The following is a 20,903-nucleotide window of genomic DNA, read 5'->3' on the forward strand; positions in this document are numbered from 1 at the left end:
CGGTTGTACCAGGTGCCGCCGGCTCCGGGCATGGCCGGGCGGGACCGGCACTGCGTCCCGCCGCCTGACGGCGGCGGGACGTACGCCCGAGCCTCGTTTCCCGACAGTGTCACGCTGGCGGGGCCCTCCCTGCTCGGCGGACCTCGGTGGGTTCCGGTGGAGCGGCCTACTGGTACTGCGTGGTGACGCTCACACCGCTGAAGTCCTGCTGTCCGGCGTCAAGGCTGAAGTAGACCCAGCCGGACGGCGGGTTGTCGATGGTCAGCGTCTCGTTGTTGCCGGCGTTGGTGGACTTCGCCTGGTACGAGGTGGTGGTGGCCCAGCTGGTGCCGTTGTAGTAGAGGTCGGCGTTGCCGGTGCCGCCGGTGCTGGTGATGGTCAGCTGCTGGACGCCGGCCGGCAGGTACAGGAAGTGGTTGCTGTGGTCGCCGGTGGTGGCCGCGAGGCCGTCCCGGCGGCAGTTCTTGTCGAATTGGCGCGTGTCTGCGTTGGTGCAGAGCGGGGTGGACCGGGCCTCCGGCAGAGGGCCGCAGTCGTCGGTCGCGCAGGTGGTCGTCAGCCAGGTGGCGAAGCCGGCGTCGTAGCTGGTGCCGATGGTCTGCTTCAGGAAGGTGCGGGCACCGTTCCAGTCACCGGTGCGGTACTTGCCGAGCACGGTCTCGATGTCCGCGGGGTGCGCCTGCAGCATGTAGCGGACCGCCAGGAAGCCCCACTGGTAGACCCGGGCCGAGTTGACGTCGGGGTCGTCGTCCTGGCCGTAGACGGTGTCGAACAACTCGCTGAGCTTGTACGTCTTCTTGCCGGCTGCAGCGATCGCGTTGGCGTTGCGCTCCTGGCGGTAGCCGTACGAGATGTTCTCGGCGATGCCCTCGACCCACCAGATGGTCGGCGTGGTCTGGCCGGCGTCGAAGTCGCCGGCCATGTTGTAGCGGCCGTCGAGGTAGTGGGTGTACTCGTGGTTGAGGTTCCAGATCTCGAACTTGGGGCGCAGCCAGGACGCCTCGTGGGCGATGAAGCGGGCCTGGTTGCCCGGCTTGGCCGGGTCGCCCTCCTCGTACATACCGCCGTTGTCGACGTCGATGTCGTAGATGGCCCAGGCGTACAGCGAGTACTGGGTGTAGTCGTCGAAGACGACGACCTCCAGGTTGGTGTTCACGTCACCGGGGATCGCGCCCTTGTCGCCGATCACGCGGTGGAAGTAGGCGTCCTGGTTGATCAGGCTGGTGCAGGTGCCGGCCAGCTGCCCGGGGGACATGTCCTGGGCGCGGATCTTCAGGCCCGGGCTACAGGTGTGCTGGATCGGCAGGATCACCGGGAGCACGCGGCTGCCCAGGTCGCAGATGCCGTAGGCCGCGCAGTTGCCCTTGTCGTACTGACGTGTGGCCCAGCCCAGGTTCATGGTGATCGGGGCGGTGGGGCCGACGTTCGGGTAGCGGTTGATCAGGTCCTTCAGCAGCGGCCGGACCCGGTCCTTGAGCTCGGGAACATCGAGGGCGTAACCGAGGAAGCGGCCGACGTTGCTGATGACGTCCAAGCGGTTCAGCTGCGTCTCGTTGCGGGTGATGAAATCGGCCCAGGTGTTGAGGATCGCAGGGTCGGCCTTGAGCGCGGCCCGCCAGCCCCGGCCGTCGTTCTTGGTATCGAAGCCGTTCTCGACGACGCGCTCGGCGTTCTCGAGGGAGAGGGTCATCCGGCTCGGCCAGGTGGCGTCGTAGTGGGCGAGCAGCCACTTGACGACGCCGGCGTACCGGCCGGCCTCGCGGGTGCTGTCGATCAGCGTGACGGCCTCGTTGAGCGTATCGCCGTTGGCGTCGGTGACGTCCTTGCTGCGCGGGGCGGCGAAGAAGGCGTCCAGCGCGCCGCGGGCCGAGGTCTGCAGCGCCGTGCCGTAGTCACCGACGACATCCTGGTGGTTGTCCTGCACGTAGTAGCCGGCGCGCAGGAACATCACCAACTGGCCCACGGAGGTGCTGTTGTCGCCCGGGTAGGTGGCGGAGGCGTCGCGCAGCGCGTTGGCGACGGTCACCATCTGGGGCTCGCGGAACGTCTTCCCGGCGTCGGTACCGGCGAGGTTGAACAGCGGGTAGGTGCAAGTGACCTGGGGAAGGGCCTTGAGCTGCTGAATCAGCGCGCTGCCCGTGGCGTTGATCACTCCGGACAGGTCGCCGCATTCGTTCCCGGCGGCGGCCGACCGCTTGCCGGTCTTGACGGGCGTCGGGGCGGCCGCCGGGGCGGACTCTTCGGTGGAATCCTGCGAGGAGATCTTGAAACCGGAGCCGTTGGTCATGGCGTCGGGCGACTTGGGGACCGGGATCGACCGCGGCGCCGAAGCCACGGGTCCGGCAGCGTTGGCGCCGGCCTGGGGCACGGCGCCGACGGGGGTGGCCTGGCTCTGCGGCGTGAGCAGGCCGAACGCGATGAGGAAAGCGGCGCCGAGCGCAGGGAGCCTGCGTGCGTTGGCCGTTGATATCCGGGAGGGGCGCATCTGTTGGGGCCTCCGGGGCCGTCATGGCCGCACGTTGAACATGCGGCCCTTGATGTGTGACATGTAACATTGCACACACCCCATCGCGCGGGAAGATTCCGGACCGGATTGCCGTCCGGCATCTTTGCGTTCGACCCCGGATGAACGGCGCGGAACTTCTCTCCGCCGCGCTGCCCCGCACGGCCGGCGGTGCCGAGAAGTGGAGGGCTCGGCTCCTGGACGGCTGACCGGCTGTTGGGCAGCGGCGCGGCCCGGACGGGCCCGGCGCCACGGTGCGGACCGGACGCCGCAGAGCACGGGGACCGAGTTCCATGCCATTTCCCGGGTACTGCCGGCAGCACCCCACATCGTCCGTCGAAGGACGATGCCGGGTGCTGCGCAACGTGACATTGTATACTGCTGACACATCGTTGAAAGGGAATGCATGAGTGGGCTGAAGTCCCGCAAGCTCCTCTCCGTGCAGGAGCACCTGCGTGACCGGGTGGCCAACGCCCTGCGCGCTGCGCTGATCTCGGGAGACCTGCAGCCCGGCGTGATCTATTCGGCGCCCACGCTGGCCGCCGAATACGGCGTCTCCGCCACGCCCGTGCGCGAAGCCATGCTGGATCTCGCCCGCGAGGGCCTGGTCGAGGCGGTGCGCAACAAGGGGTTCCGCGTCACCGAACTCTCCGACCGCGATTTGGACGAGTACACCGAGATCCGCTCACTCATCGAGATCCCCACCATCGGCCGCGTGACTCGCTCCGCCTCACGCGAGCAGCTGGAGGCGCTGAGGCCGATGGCAGAGGAGATCGTGGCCGCCGCAGACCGGGGCGACCTGATCGCCTACCTGGAGTCGGACCGCAGCTTCCATCTCGGCCTGCTCGCCCTCGCGGGGAACGCCCGCCTCCTTGAGACGGTGGCCGACCTGCGCAACCGCTCTCGGCTCTACGGGCTCGCCGACCTGTCCCAAGAAGGAGCGCTGGCGGGGTCGGCGCGGGAGCACACAGCGCTTCTGGACATCATGATCGCCGGGGATGCGGAGGGCGCCGAGGAGCACATGCGCCACCATCTCGCGCATGTGCGGACCCTGTGGGCGGCGCGGAAGCGGGAAGCCGAGCGCCCGGCCCGCATGCGCGGCTCCCGCTGACGCCGAGGCTCGTCCGGCACGACCGGGGGTACTGTCCCGGACCCGGCACCGACGGGCCGGAGGGGTCAGGTCCGCTCCCCCGGAGTTCCCTCCTTCCGCCGGTAGGCCGCGACGGCGACCACCAGGTCCTGCCAGGCCATCCCGCATGTCTTCACGACCAGCGGGCGGTCGGCCGGGGCGACGGCCCGCGAGCCCATCAGGTCCGCCATGGTCACCAGGGAGCCCGGGGCAAGCGAGCCCTCGCGCATCGCCATCACGACGTCGCCCGCCTCGCGGAGGGCGGTCTCCCGGCTCTCCACGAGGACCGTGGCGCGACCCATCAGCGCGCTGTCGATTTCCCGCGCGGTCGGTTCGTGCGAGCCGACCGCGAGCACCACCGCGCCGTCGCGCACCAGACGCCCGTCGACCACCGGTTCACGGGCGGATGTCGCAGTGACGACGACATCCGCGCGACGTACCAGAGCCGCCGTTTCCGCGCCGTCCGCCGACGTATGCCGGTCCGCCCATCCGGGGACGGGGCCCCCGCGCCGGGTGACGGCCGTGACGTCGGCCACCGGAACATGGGCCCGGACGGTGGCGACGTGCCCCTCCCCCTGGGGGCCCGCGCCGAAGACCACCAGGCGCAGCCCTCCGCCGGCGTCTGCGAGCCCGTACAGCCGGTCCAGACAGGCCGCGACCGAGACGGCGGGGGTCCGCAGGGTCGTCAGCGCCACCCCGTCCAGGAGCGCCACCGGGGTCAGGGTCGCGCTGTCGTGCAGCAGATAGGTGGCGTTGATCCGCCGCAGCCCGCGCGCGGCGTTGCCGGGCGCGACGGTGGCGATCTTCACACCGAACCAGCCACCGGATTCCGAGGGCATGAGCAGTCCCTGACCGTGGGCCAGCGGAATGACCGCGCGCGGCACGTCGCCGTCCGGGTCGAGCCCCCCGGCCAGCGCTTGCCGGACTGCGGCGACGGCGCCGGCCGGGCCGAGCGCGAACACGTCCTCCTCGTCGAGCATTGTCGTCATCGCAGCACGAAGCCCGGCAGGAGGGTGTCGTCGGGGTCGACGGTGAAGCGGCAGGTCCCGGTGGCGTACGCCGTGCCCGTCACGGCCGGGACGACCGCGGGGAGGCCGTGGGCGTTGGTCAGGTGGGCGATCCGGGCGTGGAAGACGGATCCCACCACGGACTCGTGCCGCAGTTCGTCACCTGGGTGCAGTTGTCCGGCGTCGGCGAGCAGCGCGACCCGCGCGGCGGTGCCCGAGCCGCACGGGGAGCGGTCGACCTCACCGTCCGCGAACACCGTGACGTTGCGGTGGTGCAACCGCCGGGTGCCGTCGGGCCGTCGGGCCGGTGCGGCGGCCTCTTCGGTGAACACCGTCCCGTAGACGCCGGACAGCCGGGGATCCTGCGGGTGTTCGGCGGCGCCGGCGGCGTTGAGCGCGTCGCGGATCTCGCGGCCCGCCGCGATGAGCTGAGGGATGTCTTCCGGCCGGACCCGCAGCCCGAACCGCTCCACCGGAAGCACGGCGTACATGGCGCCGCCGAAGGCGATGTCGACGGCGACGGTTCCGCGCGAGGTTGCCACCTCGACGCCGCGCGTGTGGACGTAGCCGGGGACGTTGATGAATGTCACGTCCGCGACCCGGCCGCCGACGGTGCGCACGCTCGCCGTGACACGGCCGGAGGGTACGTCGATCACGACGTCCGTCGTTCCGTCGGCGGACGCCGGGACCAGGCCCGAGGCGACCGCCCAGGCGCCGAGGGCGATCGTGCCGTGGCCGCAGGCTGTGGAGAAGCCGTCCTTGTGCCAGAAGAGGGCGCCGAGGTGGGCGCCGGTGTCGTCCGGCGGCACCAGGAAGGCCCCGTACATGTCGGCGTGGCCGCGCGGTTCGCCGCACAGCAGGGCCCGCGTCCACTGGACCTCGTCGCTGGCCATCGCTGCCGTGCGCCGCTCGGCGACGGTGAGCCCGGCCCCGGTCACGGCCGGCGGGGCCTGCGGCACGATCCGGAACGGTTCGCCCCCGGTGTGCCAGTCCACCGTTTCGATCGGCACGGTGCCCAGCAGCCCGCGCGCCACCGCCGTCTCCGGCCTCTCCGGCGTCTCCGCCCTCCCGTGCCCTTCCGAAGTGTCAGCCGCCTTCGGTTCTTCCCGTGTCACCCGCATCACGCTCCCTGATGTCTCGATATGCCGTGGGCCGGTCCGCCAGGCGGCGTCCGGACAGGTGAGCGCGAAGGGCCGGACGCCGCACGGGCGGCCGGCCCATCGCGCGACTGCTCAAACGGTTCACACGGTGAACCCCGCCGGGTAGGGGTCCGTGGGATCGAGCAGATACTGCGCGGTCCCGGTGATCCAGGCGCGGCCGGTGACGGAAGGCAGTACGGCGGGCCGGCCGCCGACCGTGGTCTCTGCCAGGATCCGGCCGGTGAAGCGGGAGCCGATGAGGGACTCGTTGACGAAGTCCCGCCCGGTCGGTAGTAGCCCCCGCGCGTGCAGTTGGGCCATCCGGGCGCTGGTTCCCGTCCCGCAGGGCGAGCGGTCGAACCACCCGGGGTGGATCGCCATGGCGTGCCGCGAGTGCTCGGCGGTCGAGCCGGGCGCCTCCAGATAGACGTGGTGACAAACGTCTATGGAGGGATCCTCCGGATGCGCCACCGGGTTCTGCGTGTTGATCGCCTCCATGACGGCCAGGCCCGCGTCGAGCAGCCGGTGCTTCTCCTCCCGGTCGAAGGGGATGCCGAGGTCCTCGGTGCGCACGATGGCGTAGAAGTTGCCGCCGTAGGCGATGTCGTAGCGGACCGGGCCGAAGCCCTCGACCTCGACGACCTGGTCCAGCCCGTGACTGTAGGACGCGACGTTCTCCAGGGTGACCGACTCGGCGCGGCCGTCCCGCACAACGACCCGTGCCGTGACCAGCCCGGCAGGCGTGTCCAGACGGATGAGGGTCTCCGGCTCGACCACCTCGACCATGCCCGTCTCCACGAGAACCGTCGCCACGCCGATCGTGCCGTGCCCGCACATGGGCAGGCAGCCGGAGACCTCGATGTACAAAACGCCGAAGTCGGCGTCGGGCCGGGTCGGGGGCTGGAGTATCGCTCCGGACATGGCCGCGTGCCCGCGCGGCTCGCACATGAGGAGGGTGCGCAGCCGGTCACGTTGCTCGACGAACAGCTGCCGCCGCTCGGCCATCGTCGCGCCCGGCAGGACGCCGACCCCGCCCGTGACAACCCGGGTCGGCATCCCCTCGGTGTGCGAGTCGACGGCGTGGTAACAGGCGACCGAACGCATGTCAGTTCACCCCGGCGTCGATGAGGGCCTGGGTGGCGGCACGTACGAGGGCTTCGGTCTCCGGGCCCAGCGCCTGCCGGGGCGGACGGCAGGAGCCGCCGGTCCGGCCGATCATGTCCTGGCCGAGCTTGATGGCCTGTACGAACTCGGATTTGCTGTCCCAGCGCAGCACGGAATGAAGCTGGCGGTAGAGGGGGAGCGCGGTGTCGAGATCGCCTGCCAACGAGGCGTTGTAGAGGGCGAGGCAGGCGCGCGGGAAGATCTGGGGGTAGCCCGCGACCCAGCCCTTGGCGCCGGCGAGACCGACCTCCAGGAGGGTGTCGTCGGTGCCGATCAGGAGGTCGAGCCCGGGGGCGAGCTCACTGATGGCATAGCACCGCCGGACGTCGCCGGAGAACTCCTTCACGCCCACGATGAAACCCTCGGCATGCAGCTTGGCCAGCAGCTCCGGGCGCAGGTCGACCTTGGTGTCGATGGGGTTGTTGTAGGCGGTGACGGGAAGTCCGGCCGAGGCCACCATCCGGTAGTGCTCGAGAACAGCGCGGTCGTCAGCCCTGTAGGCGTTGGGCGGCAGGCACATGACGGCCTGACAGCCGGCGTCCTTGGCGAACTGCGCGTGCCGCTTCGCCTCGACGGCGCCGTAGGCTCCGACGCCCGGCATGACGGTGAAGCCCTCGGGGGCATTCGCGACGGCGGTCTCCACGACGCGGTCGCGTTCCTCGTAGGTCAGGGTCTGGTACTCGCCCAGCGAGCCGTTCGGGGCGACGCCGTGCAGACCCTGTTCGGCGAGCCAGGCGACGTTGTCCCCGTAGGCGCCGTGGTCAACGGCGAGGTCGTGGTCGAACGGGAGGCTGGTCGCGACGATGACGCCGTGCCAGGGCATGCGGTTCTGGGTCATTCGAGCTCCTCAGACGTGATCGGTGGTGGACTCGTCGAGACCGGCGAGCCCACCGAGGGTGGCGGGGGTCGCGATCAGCCGTTCCGCGGGCGCGTACGGCTGGTCGCGGGCCACGAGACAGTGCACGGCGGGCCCGCACATCCGGCCCTGGCACCACCCCATGCCGGCCCTGGTCAACTGTTTGACTTGCCGGTGGTCGGATGCCGATCCGTCGGCGGAGGCGGCCCGGACCGCCCCTGCGGTGACCTCTTCGCACCGGCAGACCAGCGTGTCGTCGGTCAGCCACGAGGACCAGGCCGTGGGCAGGGGGTGCGCCTGCGCCATCGCACGGGCGAAGGCACGGTGCCTGGCCACCGCGGCATGTTTCGCGGCCAGGCGCCGGACGTTCGGCCGGCCGGGCGACCGGAGGTCGGTGAGCACCGACACGGCGGCGATCGCGCCCTCGCTCACCGCGAGCACGGCCCCGCCCACGCCGCAGGTCTCGCCCGCCGCGTAGAGCCCGGGCACACCGGTGCGCTGTCCGTCGTCGACGGCGGCGGCCATGGTGCCGTCGCCCGCGTCGGCGAGGTCGCAGCCGAGGGGGATGAGGAGGTCGAGCTGGGGTACGAAGCCCCAGCCGACGCCCACGGTGTCGGCCTCGATCCGGCGCTCTGTACCCGGGAGCGTGCTGCCGTCGGCATCCAGGGAGGCGACGCGCACCATGGCGACCCTCCCGTCCCCTTCGGCGCCGACGATCGCGGTGCGGGTACGGACCGGGACGCGGTGCCGGGCGAGCGTGCCCGCGTACCGCGCGGCCTCAACCCACTTGGCGGGGTTGCGCAACAGCGGTACGGGGTGTCGCAGCCAGGCCGAGGGCGCAGCCGCCTCGCACACGGCGACGACCTCGGCCCCGCGTGCGGCGAGGGCCGCGGCGACCGGCAGCAGGAAGGGTCCCGTACCGCCGAGCACCACCCGGCGGCCGGCGGCGACTCCCCCACCTTTGAGCAGCGACTGGAGACCCCCGATGGTGAGCACGCCGGGCAGGTCCCAGCCGGGGAAGGGAAGTTGGCGGTCGTAGGCGCCGGTCGCCACCAGCAGTGCTGGTGCGCGCAGCACTACGGCGGTCTCCTCGGGCGCCCGGCTCCGGTCCATGGCGTGGACGGCGAACCCGTCGCCCTCACGGGCCGTGGTCCACACGTGGTGGTTCAACAGCAGCGTGAGCCGGCCGGTGCGCGCGTGGGCGGACAGTGTCGCGCACAGCGCCCGGTACGTGGGCAGTCCGTGGTGCAGATCCGCGGTCGGGATGGCGTGGCGCGCCTGTTGCGGGGGGTGGCGCCAGAACTGGCCGCCCAGGGCGGCGCCCGAGTCGACGAGAAGGACACGCAATCCGCCGTCCAGGGCGGTGGCGGCAGCCGCCATGCCGGCCGGGCCGGCGCCCACCACCACAAGGTCACCGGATGCACTCATCGTCGCCCTCCCCGGTCGTGATGGCCATGCCCGTGCGGGCCTGCACGAGGCACGCGCGTTGCCCGCCCGTTCCGTCGATGGTCACCAGACAGTCGAAACAGACACCGATCCCGCAGAAGACCCCCCGGGGCCGCTGTCCGAGCCGGGTGGTCCGCCAGGCGACCCGGCCCGAGGCGACGAGTGCGGCGGCCAGGGTCTGTCCTGGTACGAACGGCAGCGGTTCGCCGTCCACGGTGAACTCGCTCACTTCGGCATACCTCCGGTGGTGAGGAATCGGTCGGGCAGAAGGCCGGTGTGGGCGGCCGGATCGGCGCCCCGCCAGGGGCGGCCGAGCAGGTGAGCGGTGACCAGAGCGCCGGTTCCCGGAGCGAGACCGATACCGGCGCCCTCGTGGCCGCACGCGTGGACGACGCCGGGCACGCGGGGGTCCGGACCGATGACCGGCAGGTGGTCCGGGCAGTACGGCCGGAAGCCCCGGTAGGCGCGGATCAGATGGGCGGCGCGCAGGAACGGGAACAGACGGCACGCCTGGGCGGCGAGCGCGGCGACCACGGCCGGGTTCATGGCGGTGTCGAAGCCGACGCGCTCGCGGCTGGCGCCGATCAGAATGGTTCCCGCCCGGGTGCCCTCGACGACGCACGAGGTCTCCAGCCCCGCGTCGCAGGATGCAACGTTGGCGACGTAGTCGGCGGAGTACACCTTGTGCCGGATCGTGGGCGGCAGCGGCTCGGTGACGAGGACGAAGCCCCGGCGCGGCAGGATCTCGACGGGGGCGCCGAGTCGGCGGCCGACTTCGCCGCCCCAGGTCCCCGCAGCGTTCACCACGGCGTCGGCGGCCAGCACGGTGCCGTCAGCGGTGCGGACTCCGGCGATCCGGCCGCCGGCTCCGGTGATTGCGGCGATGGCTTCGCCGGTGTGCACCCGTGCGCCGCGCCGGACTGCGGCGCGCAGCAGTCCGGCTGCCGCGAGGACGGGCTGTACCTGGGCGTCCTGCGGGTAGTGGACGCCGCCGGGAAGTCCGGGCGCGATGTGCGGTTCGAGATCGCGGACGCGTTCGACGGGTTCGGTGCAAACGCCAACTGCCGCCTGGCTCGCGGCGAACGCGTGCAGGGCGGTGAGGGCGTCGGGTGTGCTCGCGACGACCAGGCCGCCCTTGGCTTCCAGTTCGACGGTGTCCGGGCCGAGTTCCTCGCCGGCCTCGTCCCACAGATCGCGGCTGAGCCGGGCCAGTTCCAATTCGGGTCCCGGTTCCTTGTCGGAGAGGAGTATGTTGCCCTCCCCCCGACTGGTCGTGCCGGCGCCAACGGGTCCCCGGTCGAGAACCGTGACGTCGAGGCCCGCCGCGGCGGCGTGGAACGCGCACGCGGCGCCCACGATGCCCGCGCCCACGACAACGACTTTCATGGCCACCCCTCAGTGCAATGTCACATGCTATAGCTAGGCTATACATCGGATTGATCCGAAGACAACGCCGCCGACCGGGTGATCTTCACTCCGGCGCCCGACGACGGCGCACTGCCCACCGTGCACATAGGGAGATGAATCGTTGTGAACCTGACCGGACACTCGATCCTGGCCGGCCGTGACGCCCCCGGTACGGGGGCCGCTTGGCACGCGATCGCCGCCGCGACCGGCGAGCCGATCGGCCCTCCGCTCCGGGACGCGTCGGCGGAGCAGATCGCCGAGGCGGCCCGGCTCGCCGAGGCTGACGCCCGCGCCTTCCGCGCCCTGCCGACGGAGCGCCGGGCGGGCTTCCTCGACGCCTGCGCGGAAGAGATCGAAGCGCTCGGCGACTCCCTTCTGGAACTTGCGGCCCGCGAGACCGGGCTCTCTCCGGTCAGGCTGGCCGGTGAACGGGGGCGGACCTGCGGGCAACTGCGCCTGTTCGCCGATCTGGTCAGAAGTGGAACCGCGCTCGGTGCACGGATCGACTCCGGGGCCTCCCGGACGGATGTACGGCTGCGCCGGATTCCCGTCGGTCCGGTAGCGGTCTTCGGCGCGAGCAACTTCCCGCTGGCGTTCTCGGTCGCGGGCGGAGACACCGTGTCCGCACTGGCCGCCGGCTGCCCCGTGGTGGCCAAGGCACACCCGTCCCACCCGGGCACCGGCGAGGCGGTGGCCCGCGCCGTCACGACGGCCGCCGCGCGCACGGGTGTGCCGGCCGGTGTGTTCTCGCTAGTGGTGGGCCGGGGCAACGAGGTCGGACTCGCCCTGGTCGGTGATCCGCGGATCGCTGCCGTGGGCTTCACCGGCTCCCGGGCCGGCGGGCTGGCGCTGGTCGCCGCCGCGCAGTCCCGCCCGACGCCCGTCCCGGTCCACGCCGAGATGTCCGCAGTCAATCCCGTGATCGTGCTCGACGGGGCCCTCGCCGAGCCGGGACCGGCGGCCGAGGGATACGTGGCGTCGCTGACCAGCAGCGCGGGGCAGTTCTGCACGAACCCCGGCCTCCTGCTGCTGCCGGCCGGGCCGACGGGCGAAACCTTCCTCGCCGCCGTGACTCGGGCCGTGGCGAGTACGGAGGGCCAGGTCATGCTCACCCCGGGAATCACCCGGGCGTACACAGAGGGGGTACAACGGTGGGCGGCTGTCGAAGGGGTGCGGGAGGTGGCCCGGGGCACAGCCGGGGACGGCCCGTTCGCGCCCGCCCCGGTGGTCCTCGAATGCGACGCGGCCACGTACACCGCACACGAGGGTCTCACCGGCGAGGTCTTCGGCGCCGCGGGGCTCATCGTGCGCTGGTCCGGGACGGAAGAACTCCTCTCCCTGCTGGAGAATCTGGAGGGGCAGCTGACAGCCACCCTGCAGGGAACTGACGCCGACCTGGCCACGGCCCTGCGACTCCTGCCCGTGCTGGAGGAGCGGGCGGGCCGCATCCTGTGGGGCGGCTGGCCCACCGGGGTCGAGGTCTGCCACGCGATGGTGCACGGGGGGCCGTGGCCCGCGACGAGTTCACCCGGAACCACGAGCGTCGGCACCCTCGCCATCGAGCGCTGGCTGCGCCCGGTCTGCTACCAGTCCTTTCCCGACCCCTTCCTGCCCCCCGAACTCCGCGACGACAACCCCCTGCGGGTCCCCCGCCTCATGAACGGCACCCACCCGCCCCGGTAAGCCGGCAGACCGCCCGCGCCCGTCAACTGCAGGCCCCGGCCTGGGCCCAACCCAACAACGCATCGGTCAGCCGGTCGTCCGCCGCCGTCGTTGGCCGCGGCTCAGGCGTCTGGACCGCCTCGGCCTCGGTCATGTTCGTACAGGTAGTCGTCGGTGAAAGCGAGAGCCGGCTTCGGACAGGAGGGCGATCTGAGCCGCTGTCCCGTCGCGTCCGTGCCCGCGCGCGGAGTCGGAGGCTCTCTTTCCCTCGGTTGCGTTCGACCCAATGCCTGTAGGAGCTGTCCGGGCGATCATGTTCGGAGCCAGATGGTGAGGGCTGCGGCGGTGGCGGTTCCGAGGTAGACGTAGCGGCGCTTGTCCTAGCGGGTGGCGACGGCTCTGTGCTGCTTCAGTCTGTTGACGGCCCGTTCGATGGTGTTGCGTTTCTTGTACCGCTCCGCGTCGAAGCCGGGTGGCCGTCCGCCGCGTGAACCCTTGCGTAGGCGGGCGGCCTGGCTGTCGGTCTTCTCCGGAATCGTGTGCCGGATGCCGCGGCGCCGCAGGTCCTCACGACAGGGCCTGTTGCTGTATGCCTTGTCGGCCGCGACGCTGTCGGGTTTCTTGCGGGGCCTGCCCGGCCCGGCTTTCGGGACACGGATCTTCTCCAGCACCGGCATGAACTGCGTGCAGTCCGCCCGCTGCCCGGGTGTGACGATGACGGACAGCGGGCGGCAGCGGCCGTCCGCGCTCAGGTGGAGCTTGGTGGTGAACCCGCCGCGCGAGCGGCCCAGGCCCGCACCTCCCGCACTACCTCCACCAATCGGCCGTGGAGGCTCTGCCACGCGGTGTCGCCCTGGTGTTCCGGCCTTTCGGCCCTCTTTGAGGCGGGAGCCGGCGGCGGGTCGGTACGGGCGCCGGCCGCGTGCTGGTGGGCACGGACGGTGGTGGAGTCGACGGAGACGTCCCAGTCGATCTCACCCGCCGCATCCGCCGCGGCCTGGACCTGCTGCAGCAGACGCTCCCACGTTCCGTCGGCCGACCACAGCCGGTGCCGCTCATAAACGGTCTTCCACGGCCCGAACCGCTCGGGCAGGTCCCGCCACTGCACCCCGGTCCGCACCCGGTGCAAAATCCCGTCGATCACCTGCCGGTGATCCCGCCACCGGCCGCAACGCCCATTACTGACCGGCAGGAACGGCCTCAGCCGTTCCCACTCGGCATCACTCAGATCACCCCGCCCCATGCCCATATAAACGACCCCGGCCCGAAGCAGTCACATGATCGGCCGGACACGTCCTGGCGGCGTCCAGTTGTGCGCAGCCGTCCAGCGCCGACGGCCCCAGAGCGCCGGTGCACCCCTCGGCTTGTAGGCCGAATCGGAAAGCGTGGTTGATTATGGCAACGATCAATTTGATCAACGCCGGAGACCGGGCAGGGAGATTGCTCCCCGGGCAGGCGAGGATCTGGTCGTGTGGCACCCTGGCCGCCGTCGGATCCAATGTCTCGTTGTCCGTGCTCAGTCAGGCTCAGCGGACCCCTTCGTCAGACGTGTACTCCTTGGAGCTCACCAGCTTCAGGGTTGTGACGGGACCAGCCGGGATGAACCTGAACTGGATAACTACCAACGACCACCCCACCACGGTGATTGAATCCATCCATTTCGCCTACTGCGTCATTTCGTAGCTCAAGGAGTTCAACGATGAGACGCTTTGTCGTGCACGACGAGGCAGGGAACATCGACCAGGCTGTTCGGATCCCGACAGATTCGCCGCTCCTGATCCTGACTCCCCCAGCGGGATATTTCTACACGGAGTGCGAGCCGCCGGAAGGGATGACCGAGGACTCCGACCTCCTCGCGTTCGTGAATTCCTATCGACTGGACTCGTCGCGTCCCAAGGTCACGCCGGTACGCCGGACGGACCAGTGCCGTATGAACGCCGCATAGCTGCCGGTCACCAGCTCCGAATGGAGTGACGGCCGGATCGAGTTGGACATGCCTTTCAGCATTCGCGAGACGCAGGCGAACAAGCGCGTGCACATCGTCCCGCTCGGCAGCACTGACCAAGATCGAAATAAGCCAGAGCCTCCAGCTTGCCCAACTGACCGCAAGACATACGGACCAACTCAAGACAGGGCAAACGTTGCCTGGTGCGGCACTAGTACCGGTCTGCACGAGAATGACACCGACTTTCGCCACTCGTGTCATAAGTAATCCACAGAGAATGTCAGCAGCTTGCCCTGCTCAAACCAGGTTCTCCAACTGACATCACAGTGACGATCACACGCAGACCATCACTGTGGCCGGGGAACAGCCACCGGGAGTCGCGGTTGGTCGCGGTGCTCATGTTGTCCCGGTTATCGATCCAGTGGAGCAGGAGCCCCACGGCCGGCTCGGGGACCGGGGATGGCGGGTCACCGAGCCGTAGCAGCACGAGGCCGTTGTCGTTGACGACGTCGTCAAAGGTGAGCCGGACGACGCGGCTGAGCGGTTGTGCGTAGAGCAGGACGATGGCTTCGGCGATACGGCTCCGCAGGGGAAGGCAGGCCCGCCCGGGAATCAGATGAGCCCTCAGTCCAATGTCACGGTGCCGTGCCCCGTGTCCTGACGACGGCGCTGCCGGTGGCGGCGTCCACGCACAGCACGCCGCGTCCCTCCGGCAGGGGAACATCGAGGTACTGCAGGCGCAGGCGTCCGACGTCATGGCCCTTCTCCCGGGCCTTTCCCAGGGCCTCTTGCTCGGCCTCTTCCCGCCCGACGGTCTTGCCGCCCTCCAGCACCACCACATGGTGCAGGTGCACGACGCGTCCGTCACTGGCCGGGTCGTAAACGGCCACCGTGTGTGTGAGCGACACCAGTGGCCCAATCCCAGCACTCATGTACTGCATGGTTCACATCTCCTGCCGGTCCATCAGGTGACCTGCGGCCAGTAGAACAGGTTGAGCAGCCAGGCGGTGAATCCGTTGCTGACCTGGGCTTCCCAGTCGACCCGGGTCAGCTTGCTCCGGGAGATCGCGCTGACAAATCCCGTGTCTTCGGTCTTCGTGGAGCCATCGGTGTCGATGAACTGCACCTGCGTGAAACTGGTGACGACAAAAGACCCCTGTTGCGGAAGGTCCTCATCGAACGAGGAGATCGAGAGCTGTCCGATCGTGTTCAGTGCAGGCTGTTCATAGTGGTACGAGACCGTCAGCGTCGGGACGTTATTGTTGTTCACCTGGCCGGTAGACGAATGCATGCCATCCACAGCGGCACCCTCTCAAGCCGAGTCGGAAAACACCCTGTATTTCCGAAGTTTAGACGCCATGGAAGCCCGACGGCGGAATCTTCACCCGCGACACGAATTGTCATATCGCACCCGGACACCAGGAATCCCGACCGCCCCCGGGGCCCGCTTACGCTCCGCCGTCCTGCCCGAGAACACGCCGTACCAGGGTCCGCGACATCAGGCACCGAACGGGCCGACCTCGCCGGGCCCCACGCCCAGCAGCGCGGCGCCGCCCTTCGCCTGGTGGCAGCCGGGAATCACAGCGTGTCCGCTTCGAGCTCGGCCTTGGGGCATCGGTACAGCGATTCTCGGCGAGAACGATCATGGTTCGTGGGTGGAGGTCTCCGCGTTCGGGTGGGGCTGGGTCTGAAGTCGTTGGCAGAGGTCGGCGAAGTTGGCGGGTGCCTGGGTGACGGCCTCGGGGTACGCCTCCTTGCAGATCGCCTCGTGCGGGGTGGTCGGCAGCGTGCCGAGGGAGGGCGTCCGGGTCAGGCTCCGCACCGCTCTGTCGGCGCCAGCCACGATGGCAGGTCAAGCCGTCAAGCTCGTCAGCGCTCCCCTCATCTGCCAGGACGCGGCGGGCCGCTGGCCCAGGCCCATCAGAGACTCAGAACCTCTAATTGCTATCGAATGAGAGGTGTCGCCGTCCGGGACAGCCTTGCCCCCAAGAGGTGACCTGCAGAAATGGGCGGTGTCCGATGTGGGGGTCCGCACCTTCCGCCGCACTTGTGGTCCCCCGCTGGAAGCAACCATCCCCACGGTTCAGCCCCCGCTCGGTGCAACCCTCTCCGGGGCGAGCGCAGCCTCCAGGCGGTCCAGGCGTTCGTAGAGGGCGCGGACGAGGCGGGCGCGGTTCCGGGCGCAGCGCACGGTGCCCTCCAGCGGAACGGACAGCCGGCCTTCCGCCTCGCGCAGGACGACGTCGGCGAGCGCGCTGGGCCCGCTGTCCTTGGGCAGCTGGTTCGCGCGGCGCCGGACGTCAGCGGCGGCCGCGCGGGCGTGACCGGTCAACTGGAGGCCGATCTGCTCGTAGTCGCGTTCGGCAAGAGCGTCCTCGTCGGTCCACGCGAGGACGGCCTTGACGAGGCACTCGTACGGCTCGCGGTCGAGCGGGAGCTCCGCCTCGATCAGGCCGTCGGGGTCATGGCGAGCCACTCGGGCATGGTCTTGATGAGCATGAAGGCGGTGACCGGCGGTGCGGTGTGCTCGGCGGACATGGCGGATCCTCCTGGGTGGCAGGTGATGGACGTACCGGATCGGCACGCACTCATCCTGCGGAGGACAACAGCTTTGCCACAATGGGAACTTCAGCAAGGGATCATTGCCTGAAATGGAATTACGCTGGTGAATAACTCAGAACCGGCCAGTCCGCCGCCGGTCATCGACGCCAATCTTGCCGTCGCGCTGGACGCTCTGCTGGCCGAGCAGAGCGTCACCCGCGCCGCCGCGCGCCTGCGCACCTCCCCGGCCGCCATGAGCCGCACCCTCGCCCGCCTCCGCCGTATCCTCCAGGACCCGCTCCTGGTCCGGGCCGGACAGACCATGGTCCCCACCCCCCGCGCCCAGGCGCTGCGCGACGAAGCCGCCACGGTGGTGAGCCGCCTCGGAGCGCTGCTCACTCCCGGCGCCGGCGTCGACCCCGCCACCCTGCGCAGCACGTTCACCCTCCAAACCGCCGACGTGGTCGGCGCGGCACTGGCTCCCGGGCTACTGGAGCTGGTCCGGCGGGAGGCACCGGGGGTTTCCTTGCGGTTCCGGGCCGAGGCGCTGGAGGCCGGACCGGCTCTCCGTGGCGGCGAGGTCGACCTGGAGGTCGGGGCCATCGACCACGTCGCCCCCGAAACCCAGGTCGAAGAGTGGGTCACCCTCCGGATGGCGGCGGCCGTCCGGTCCGGCCATCCCCTCACCGAGGGGCCCCTGACCCCGGCGCGGCTCGCCGCCGCCGAACACGTCGGGGTCAGCCGCCGCGGCCGGTTCACCGGCCCCCTGGACACCGCTCGGGCCGAGCAGGACCTCAAGCGGCGGGTCACCGTCGTCCTCCCCAGCCACCTGGCCGCGATGGCCCTCGCCGCCCGCAGCGATGTCGTCTGCCTCGTCCCCACCGCACCGCCCGGCGCCGCCACCTCCCCTCTCACCGATACCGCCACCGCCCTCGGTCTGCACCTCCTCGACATCCCTCTGCCCCTGCCGCCGGTGACCATCGGCATGGCCTGGCACCCCCGCCACGCCGCCGACGGAGCCCACCACTGGCTGCGCCACGCCGTCCGCCGGACGCTCCGCTAATGCGTTCGTACGAGCTGCGCACACCGTCGCCCCGTAGTTGCGGACCGTGTTCGGGGTGTCGAGCGAGTCCAGGAAGACGCCGGCCGCCGACCGAACCGCTGACGCGACTACAGACAGCAACTCACCTTCGCTGAGTGCCGAATGCCGTGTCAGCATGACGGTGGATCCACCAGCGAACTCGCTCGCGAGGGGTCCGATCACGCACACGCCGAGGATGCCGTCGTCCGTGGGGTGTGTGCCAACAGGGCCAGTCCGCTACTGGCGCGAGCATGGTGACCGACAAGCAGGACCGCGTTCTGTTCTGCACCCGCAAGCGCTGGTGCACGATGGCTGCCACATTCGACGGCCCACGCAAAAGCGCTCGGCCAGTTTCTCCGGCCGAGCGCCTGCATGAGCTGCTCGCGGCCTGATCGATACGACCGCGCAGCACGACGGCTTCGGGCGACCGCCCCGGGCGTGGGCCCTCCTGTGAGCGCCGCCACGCGTCAGCGAATGGCCTCGACAAGCCCCGAGTGGCGGGAGCCCAGGCTAGGAATTGGCCGCTTCAGCGCTTCCTGGGCCGAGGCACCGCAGGACGACGGGCCACGGCCAGAGTCGGCCTGCCGCGTCGCCCCAACCCGTCGGTGAGGCCAAGTGTTTCTAGTAGACGGGCGTGAGGTACCACTGCCGCTCGGCGTTCATGTTGTCGCAGTGGTAGCCCTTGATCTGGCCCTGCGCCTTCATGGCGTCGCCCCACGCGCGGCACTGCTCGAAGCTGGCCACCTTGATCGGCTTTCCGTCAGCTGCCTGGGCGGTCACGGCGGTACTTCCGGCGATGGCCGCGATTCCGGCCATCACAACGGCTGCCTTCGCAAGTTTCCTACGCATGTGTAACTCCTCTGTAAGGCCCGCCGACCGCCTGGTAGGCGGGCGGCTTCGTCAGGTATCCCGCGCGAAACGCTCGGCGACGAGGTGGCCGCCGACTCCCGCTTCTTGTCGGTTGCTGCCAGGCTAGGCAGCCAGTGGACCCCCGGTAAGGTCCACAATGGAGTCATTCCATAGGTCCACTCCACTCCCGTTCCGTCCGCGAGGGGGCAGGGTGCACGAGTCGTGGAGGCTCCGGACCGCTCGACCACACGATCGCCGAACTGTCGGACGCACCGGCCCGGTTCAGGCGCGCTCAAACCGGACTGAAGCCGGCGCGGCGCACCGGATTTGCGGCACACCTGCTACTGAATTTGTATGCGTGATGTCGGTCTGATCGGGGTCAGGTTTCCATGGTCAGGCCGGTGCCCGTGAGGCAGCCGTTGATCAGGTGTGGGCGGTACTGGACCTTCTTGAGGCTGCGTTCCGCGGCGGTGGCCAGCTGGTCGAGGTTTGCGGCGGCGAGGTTGCCGATGGTGCGTTTCACCAGCGACCAGATACCCTCCTGCGGGTTGGGATCGGGCGCGTAGGCGGGGAACACCTGCCTCTACGGCTCGGCGACACCGGTCATCTGCAAGCTGACCACGCTGTAACAACCACCCCGCCGAAGCAGACTGGCCCCACCCCGAAGCGGGGTGGGGCCAGTCCTGTGCTGGACGCCGGTCACACCATAGGGATCAACACCGACGGCAAGTCACCGGATTCGACAGCGGCCCGGTCAATCGACAGACCGGTATAGGCGCCGACAGCGGTGAACACCGCGTGCGGCAGCCGCTCGCCGTGCTCCTCCCGGTATGCGGCTTGTTCGGCTGCGCTGACGTCCGGCACGACCGGGAACACCGCGCCCGCCCCCTGCAGCGCCGCATCAAGGTCGGACCCTTCGCCGGTGTCCGTACCGAACTCGGCCCGCCACGCCCGGCCGTCCCCGGGCGCGTGGATGATCAGGCACGGCGGGTTCCACCAGTTCATCGTGAGGCAGACGATTTCCTCGTCCGGGTAGGGCTGCATCGACTTCACGCCCCGGTAGCCCGTGGACCACGTTGCCATCCCCCAGTCCTCCAGGACATACACCCACTCACCGCACGTCCCGTACATGGCCGGATTGACGCGGGGCGAGGGCTTGCCCGGCTGCCCCACCGGCACGACAAGATCCTTGTACGGGGTGCGCGCGGCGAGCTCGTCGAGGTCAGCACCCAGCGCGATGAGGAACTCATCGGGCTCCACTCCCCGGGCCGCGGTCAGCGAAATGCTGCCGAGCATCCCGGGAAGGGCAGCGTCCACGTCCGTGGTGCTGTGTGCGCCTATCCAGGCGATCCCTTCAGACATGCCGGTCACGCTATCGGCCAGGGCACAGGGCGCAGCACTTCTGTTGAGTCACTCAGCACCCGACTCGTCGCTCTCTTCTGCCCGCGCCGCGCGTTGGCCGTCGCCTGCGGCGAGGGCATCACGTTCATGCCGGCCGCAGCCCGCGAGTTTTACCCCCGCCCCGGAATCGTGTACGCCGACGTCGCCGGCCTGCCCCCGTCCACCGCGGCACTCGCCTGGCTTCCTCAGAACCACACCGCACGCGGCATCACGCCCTGTGCGAAGCCGCCGCCACAATCGTCCAGAGAAACAGACGACATGGGACCGGGTGCATCCCCGGATAATGCGGAGCTGCGTCACCGAGGCATCCGACGAAGCCCTGGCGAAGGCGGAGGACCTCCCGGCGTCGTCGATTGACGCGGAGCTGTACGAGCTGGAGGCCGGCCGCCAGGTCCGCCGGACCGAGTGTGGTCGGCGTGGCTGTGTGGCGACCACCTCGTGTCCGAGCGGCGCGAGGTGCTGCGGCAGTTCGCCAACGGCATCGACGCGGCCGGGCGCCGGGTACGGATGGCGCGGTGTGTTTCCCCTTGACCGCGGCCGCGGTCAAGGCGGCTCGCCAAGAAGCCCCGGCGGCGGGGGCTCGGCCCCGGCTGGCGCAGGCTGTCCTGAGCACACACCGGGCGTTGACTGCCGCCCTGTCGAGTCGCGGCGCAGCCCTGTCCCCGTGCGGCTGCGCGTTCGTTGCGTCACCCGAACGGCGGAGTGTCGTTACTCGCTATGAGCATCGCGCTGGGCGCGCGATCGAGTCTGCGGGAGGCATCAGGTGGTCACGC

Annotated in this window: 20 protein-coding genes and 3 pseudogenes; 6 read left to right on the forward strand and 17 right to left on the reverse strand. The window is 70.1% G+C overall.

The annotated features are described in order from the left end of the window. Positions 1 to 166 precede the first annotated feature (166 nt). Entirely contained in the window at positions 167 to 2,485 is a 2,319-nt protein-coding gene (locus IH09_RS14315; protein ID WP_110952286.1) for a M9 family metallopeptidase, read from the reverse strand. A 424-nt stretch (positions 2,486 to 2,909) separates the two neighbouring features. On the opposite strand from IH09_RS14315, the gene IH09_RS14320 reads away from it, so the two are divergent. Further along, entirely contained in the window at positions 2,910 to 3,614 is a 705-nt protein-coding gene (locus tag IH09_RS14320; protein WP_052856613.1) for a GntR family transcriptional regulator, read from the forward strand. 65 nt (positions 3,615 to 3,679) lie between these two features. On the opposite strand, the gene IH09_RS14325 is transcribed toward IH09_RS14320, so the two are convergent. From IH09_RS14325 to IH09_RS14355, 7 genes are all read right to left on the reverse strand, one after another. Then, positions 3,680 to 4,621, reverse strand: coding sequence for an ornithine cyclodeaminase family protein (locus tag IH09_RS14325; protein ID WP_052856614.1), 942 nt, complete (start codon positions 4,619 to 4,621; stop codon positions 3,680 to 3,682). After that, on the reverse strand, positions 4,618 to 5,673 hold the full coding sequence (locus IH09_RS14330) for a proline racemase family protein (protein ID WP_318279452.1): 1,056 nt from the start codon (positions 5,671 to 5,673) through the stop codon (positions 4,618 to 4,620). The genes IH09_RS14325 and IH09_RS14330 overlap by 4 nt, the downstream gene beginning before the upstream one ends. Positions 5,674 to 5,880: 207 nt before the next feature. Beyond that, positions 5,881 to 6,882, reverse strand: a complete 1,002-nt coding sequence (locus tag IH09_RS14335) for a proline racemase family protein (protein ID WP_052856615.1) — start codon at positions 6,880 to 6,882, stop codon at positions 5,881 to 5,883. Position 6,883: 1 nt separating this feature from the next. Continuing rightward, positions 6,884 to 7,780: a dihydrodipicolinate synthase family protein gene (locus IH09_RS14340; protein ID WP_052856616.1), complete on the reverse strand. Its 897-nt coding sequence runs from the start codon at positions 7,778 to 7,780 to the stop codon at positions 6,884 to 6,886. 9 nt (positions 7,781 to 7,789) lie between these two features. Then, on the reverse strand, positions 7,790 to 9,226 hold the full coding sequence (locus tag IH09_RS14345; protein ID WP_052856617.1) for an FAD-dependent oxidoreductase: 1,437 nt from the start codon (positions 9,224 to 9,226) through the stop codon (positions 7,790 to 7,792). Next, the gene (locus tag IH09_RS14350; RefSeq protein WP_052856618.1) at positions 9,210 to 9,473 is read right to left on the reverse strand and encodes a (2Fe-2S)-binding protein; all 264 of its coding nucleotides are present in this window, start codon (positions 9,471 to 9,473) and stop codon (positions 9,210 to 9,212) included. The genes IH09_RS14345 and IH09_RS14350 overlap by 17 nt, the downstream gene beginning before the upstream one ends. After that, positions 9,470 to 10,630, reverse strand: a complete 1,161-nt coding sequence (locus tag IH09_RS14355; RefSeq protein ID WP_052856619.1) for an NAD(P)/FAD-dependent oxidoreductase — start codon at positions 10,628 to 10,630, stop codon at positions 9,470 to 9,472. Before IH09_RS14355 ends, IH09_RS14350 begins: the two co-directional genes overlap by 4 nt. 144 nt (positions 10,631 to 10,774) lie before the next feature. Here IH09_RS14355 and IH09_RS14360 point away from each other — a divergent pair, with 144 nt between their 5' ends. Further along, entirely contained in the window at positions 10,775 to 12,334 is a 1,560-nt protein-coding gene (locus tag IH09_RS14360) for an aldehyde dehydrogenase family protein (protein WP_052856620.1), read from the forward strand. A 290-nt stretch (positions 12,335 to 12,624) separates the two neighbouring features. Here IH09_RS14360 and IH09_RS39030 read toward each other — a convergent pair. Next, positions 12,625 to 13,556: pseudogene (locus IH09_RS39030) on the reverse strand (IS5 family transposase). A 456-nt stretch (positions 13,557 to 14,012) separates the two neighbouring features. Between IH09_RS39030 and IH09_RS14375 the strand changes: the two are divergent. Next, positions 14,013 to 14,258 carry a hypothetical protein gene (locus IH09_RS14375; RefSeq protein WP_052856621.1) on the forward strand — a complete coding sequence of 82 codons (246 nt, stop codon included), beginning with the start codon at positions 14,013 to 14,015 and terminating at the stop codon, positions 14,256 to 14,258. A 635-nt stretch (positions 14,259 to 14,893) separates the two neighbouring features. Here the strand turns inward: IH09_RS14375 and IH09_RS14380 are convergent. The 5 genes from IH09_RS14380 to IH09_RS37155 form a co-directional block, all read right to left on the reverse strand. Continuing rightward, on the reverse strand, positions 14,894 to 15,190 hold the full coding sequence (locus IH09_RS14380) for a hypothetical protein (protein ID WP_240150775.1): 297 nt from the start codon (positions 15,188 to 15,190) through the stop codon (positions 14,894 to 14,896). A gap of 32 nt (positions 15,191 to 15,222) precedes the next feature. Further along, complete coding sequence (locus IH09_RS14385; RefSeq protein ID WP_131123230.1) at positions 15,223 to 15,558, reverse strand: hypothetical protein; 336 nt, start codon at positions 15,556 to 15,558, stop codon at positions 15,223 to 15,225. Between the two features lie 342 nt (positions 15,559 to 15,900). After that, a complete protein-coding gene (locus IH09_RS14390; RefSeq protein ID WP_190233288.1) occupies positions 15,901 to 16,101 on the reverse strand; it encodes a hypothetical protein in 201 nt (66 codons plus the stop codon). Between the two features lie 240 nt (positions 16,102 to 16,341). Continuing rightward, complete coding sequence (locus IH09_RS14395; RefSeq protein WP_052856625.1) at positions 16,342 to 16,734, reverse strand: DUF6415 family natural product biosynthesis protein; 393 nt, start codon at positions 16,732 to 16,734, stop codon at positions 16,342 to 16,344. Then, positions 16,707 to 16,796, reverse strand: a complete 90-nt coding sequence (locus tag IH09_RS37155; RefSeq protein ID WP_318279453.1) for a darcynin family protein — start codon at positions 16,794 to 16,796, stop codon at positions 16,707 to 16,709. The genes IH09_RS14395 and IH09_RS37155 overlap by 28 nt, the downstream gene beginning before the upstream one ends. Before the next feature lie 127 nt (positions 16,797 to 16,923). On the opposite strand from IH09_RS37155, the gene IH09_RS14400 reads away from it, so the two are divergent. Together IH09_RS14400 and IH09_RS39035 are read left to right on the forward strand one after the other, a co-directional pair. After that, complete coding sequence (locus IH09_RS14400; protein WP_110952288.1) at positions 16,924 to 17,862, forward strand: LysR substrate-binding domain-containing protein; 939 nt, start codon at positions 16,924 to 16,926, stop codon at positions 17,860 to 17,862. 269 nt (positions 17,863 to 18,131) lie between these two features. Then, positions 18,132 to 18,272, forward strand: coding sequence for a hypothetical protein (locus IH09_RS39035; RefSeq protein WP_165484759.1), 141 nt, complete (start codon positions 18,132 to 18,134; stop codon positions 18,270 to 18,272). Between the two features lie 229 nt (positions 18,273 to 18,501). Here IH09_RS39035 and IH09_RS14405 read toward each other — a convergent pair whose 3' ends face one another. From IH09_RS14405 to IH09_RS14415, 3 genes and pseudogenes are all read right to left on the reverse strand, one after another. Further along, entirely contained in the window at positions 18,502 to 18,729 is a 228-nt protein-coding gene (locus IH09_RS14405) for a hypothetical protein (protein WP_190233289.1), read from the reverse strand. Between the two features lie 379 nt (positions 18,730 to 19,108). Next, positions 19,109 to 19,300, reverse strand: a pseudogene (locus IH09_RS14410) (IS630 family transposase); the annotation flags it as partial. A 128-nt stretch (positions 19,301 to 19,428) separates the two neighbouring features. Continuing rightward, positions 19,429 to 20,091 (reverse strand): hypothetical protein, encoded by a 663-nt coding sequence (locus tag IH09_RS14415; RefSeq protein WP_205379755.1) that lies wholly within the window; start codon positions 20,089 to 20,091, stop codon positions 19,429 to 19,431. A 343-nt stretch (positions 20,092 to 20,434) separates the two neighbouring features. Here IH09_RS14415 and IH09_RS39870 point away from each other — a divergent pair. After that, positions 20,435 to 20,643 (forward strand): annotated as a pseudogene (locus IH09_RS39870) (hypothetical protein); the annotation flags it as partial. Between the last annotated feature and the right edge of the window lie 260 nt (positions 20,644 to 20,903).

This window comes from Streptomyces celluloflavus (genome assembly GCA_000720995.1).
GTDB lineage: Bacteria > Actinomycetota > Actinomycetes > Streptomycetales > Streptomycetaceae > Streptomyces > Streptomyces celluloflavus.

Bases quoted from the DNA above. Each gene is read 5' to 3' on its own strand.
- IH09_RS14315 (WP_110952286.1), bottom strand. From the start codon at position 2,485: ATGCGCCCCTCCCGGATATCAACGGCCAACGCACGCAGGCTCCCTGCG.
- IH09_RS14320 (WP_052856613.1), top strand. From the start codon at position 2,910: ATGAGTGGGCTGAAGTCCCGCAAGCTCCTCTCCGTGCAGGAGCACCTG.
- IH09_RS14335 (WP_052856615.1), bottom strand. From the start codon at position 6,882: ATGCGTTCGGTCGCCTGTTACCACGCCGTCGACTCGCACACCGAGGGG.
- IH09_RS14355 (WP_052856619.1), bottom strand. From the start codon at position 10,630: ATGAAAGTCGTTGTCGTGGGCGCGGGCATCGTGGGCGCCGCGTGCGCG.
- IH09_RS37155 (WP_318279453.1), bottom strand. From the start codon at position 16,796: ATGTCCGCCGAGCACACCGCACCGCCGGTCACCGCCTTCATGCTCATC.
- IH09_RS14380 (WP_240150775.1), bottom strand. From the start codon at position 15,190: ATGAGTGCTGGGATTGGGCCACTGGTGTCGCTCACACACACGGTGGCC.
- IH09_RS14415 (WP_205379755.1), bottom strand. From the start codon at position 20,091: ATGTCTGAAGGGATCGCCTGGATAGGCGCACACAGCACCACGGACGTG.
- IH09_RS14340 (WP_052856616.1), bottom strand. From the start codon at position 7,780: ATGACCCAGAACCGCATGCCCTGGCACGGCGTCATCGTCGCGACCAGC.
- IH09_RS14405 (WP_190233289.1), bottom strand. From the start codon at position 18,729: ATGCGTAGGAAACTTGCGAAGGCAGCCGTTGTGATGGCCGGAATCGCG.
- IH09_RS14325 (WP_052856614.1), bottom strand. From the start codon at position 4,621: ATGACGACAATGCTCGACGAGGAGGACGTGTTCGCGCTCGGCCCGGCC.
- IH09_RS14375 (WP_052856621.1), top strand. From the start codon at position 14,013: ATGAGACGCTTTGTCGTGCACGACGAGGCAGGGAACATCGACCAGGCT.
- IH09_RS39035 (WP_165484759.1), top strand. From the start codon at position 18,132: ATGGTGACCGACAAGCAGGACCGCGTTCTGTTCTGCACCCGCAAGCGC.
- IH09_RS14345 (WP_052856617.1), bottom strand. From the start codon at position 9,226: ATGAGTGCATCCGGTGACCTTGTGGTGGTGGGCGCCGGCCCGGCCGGC.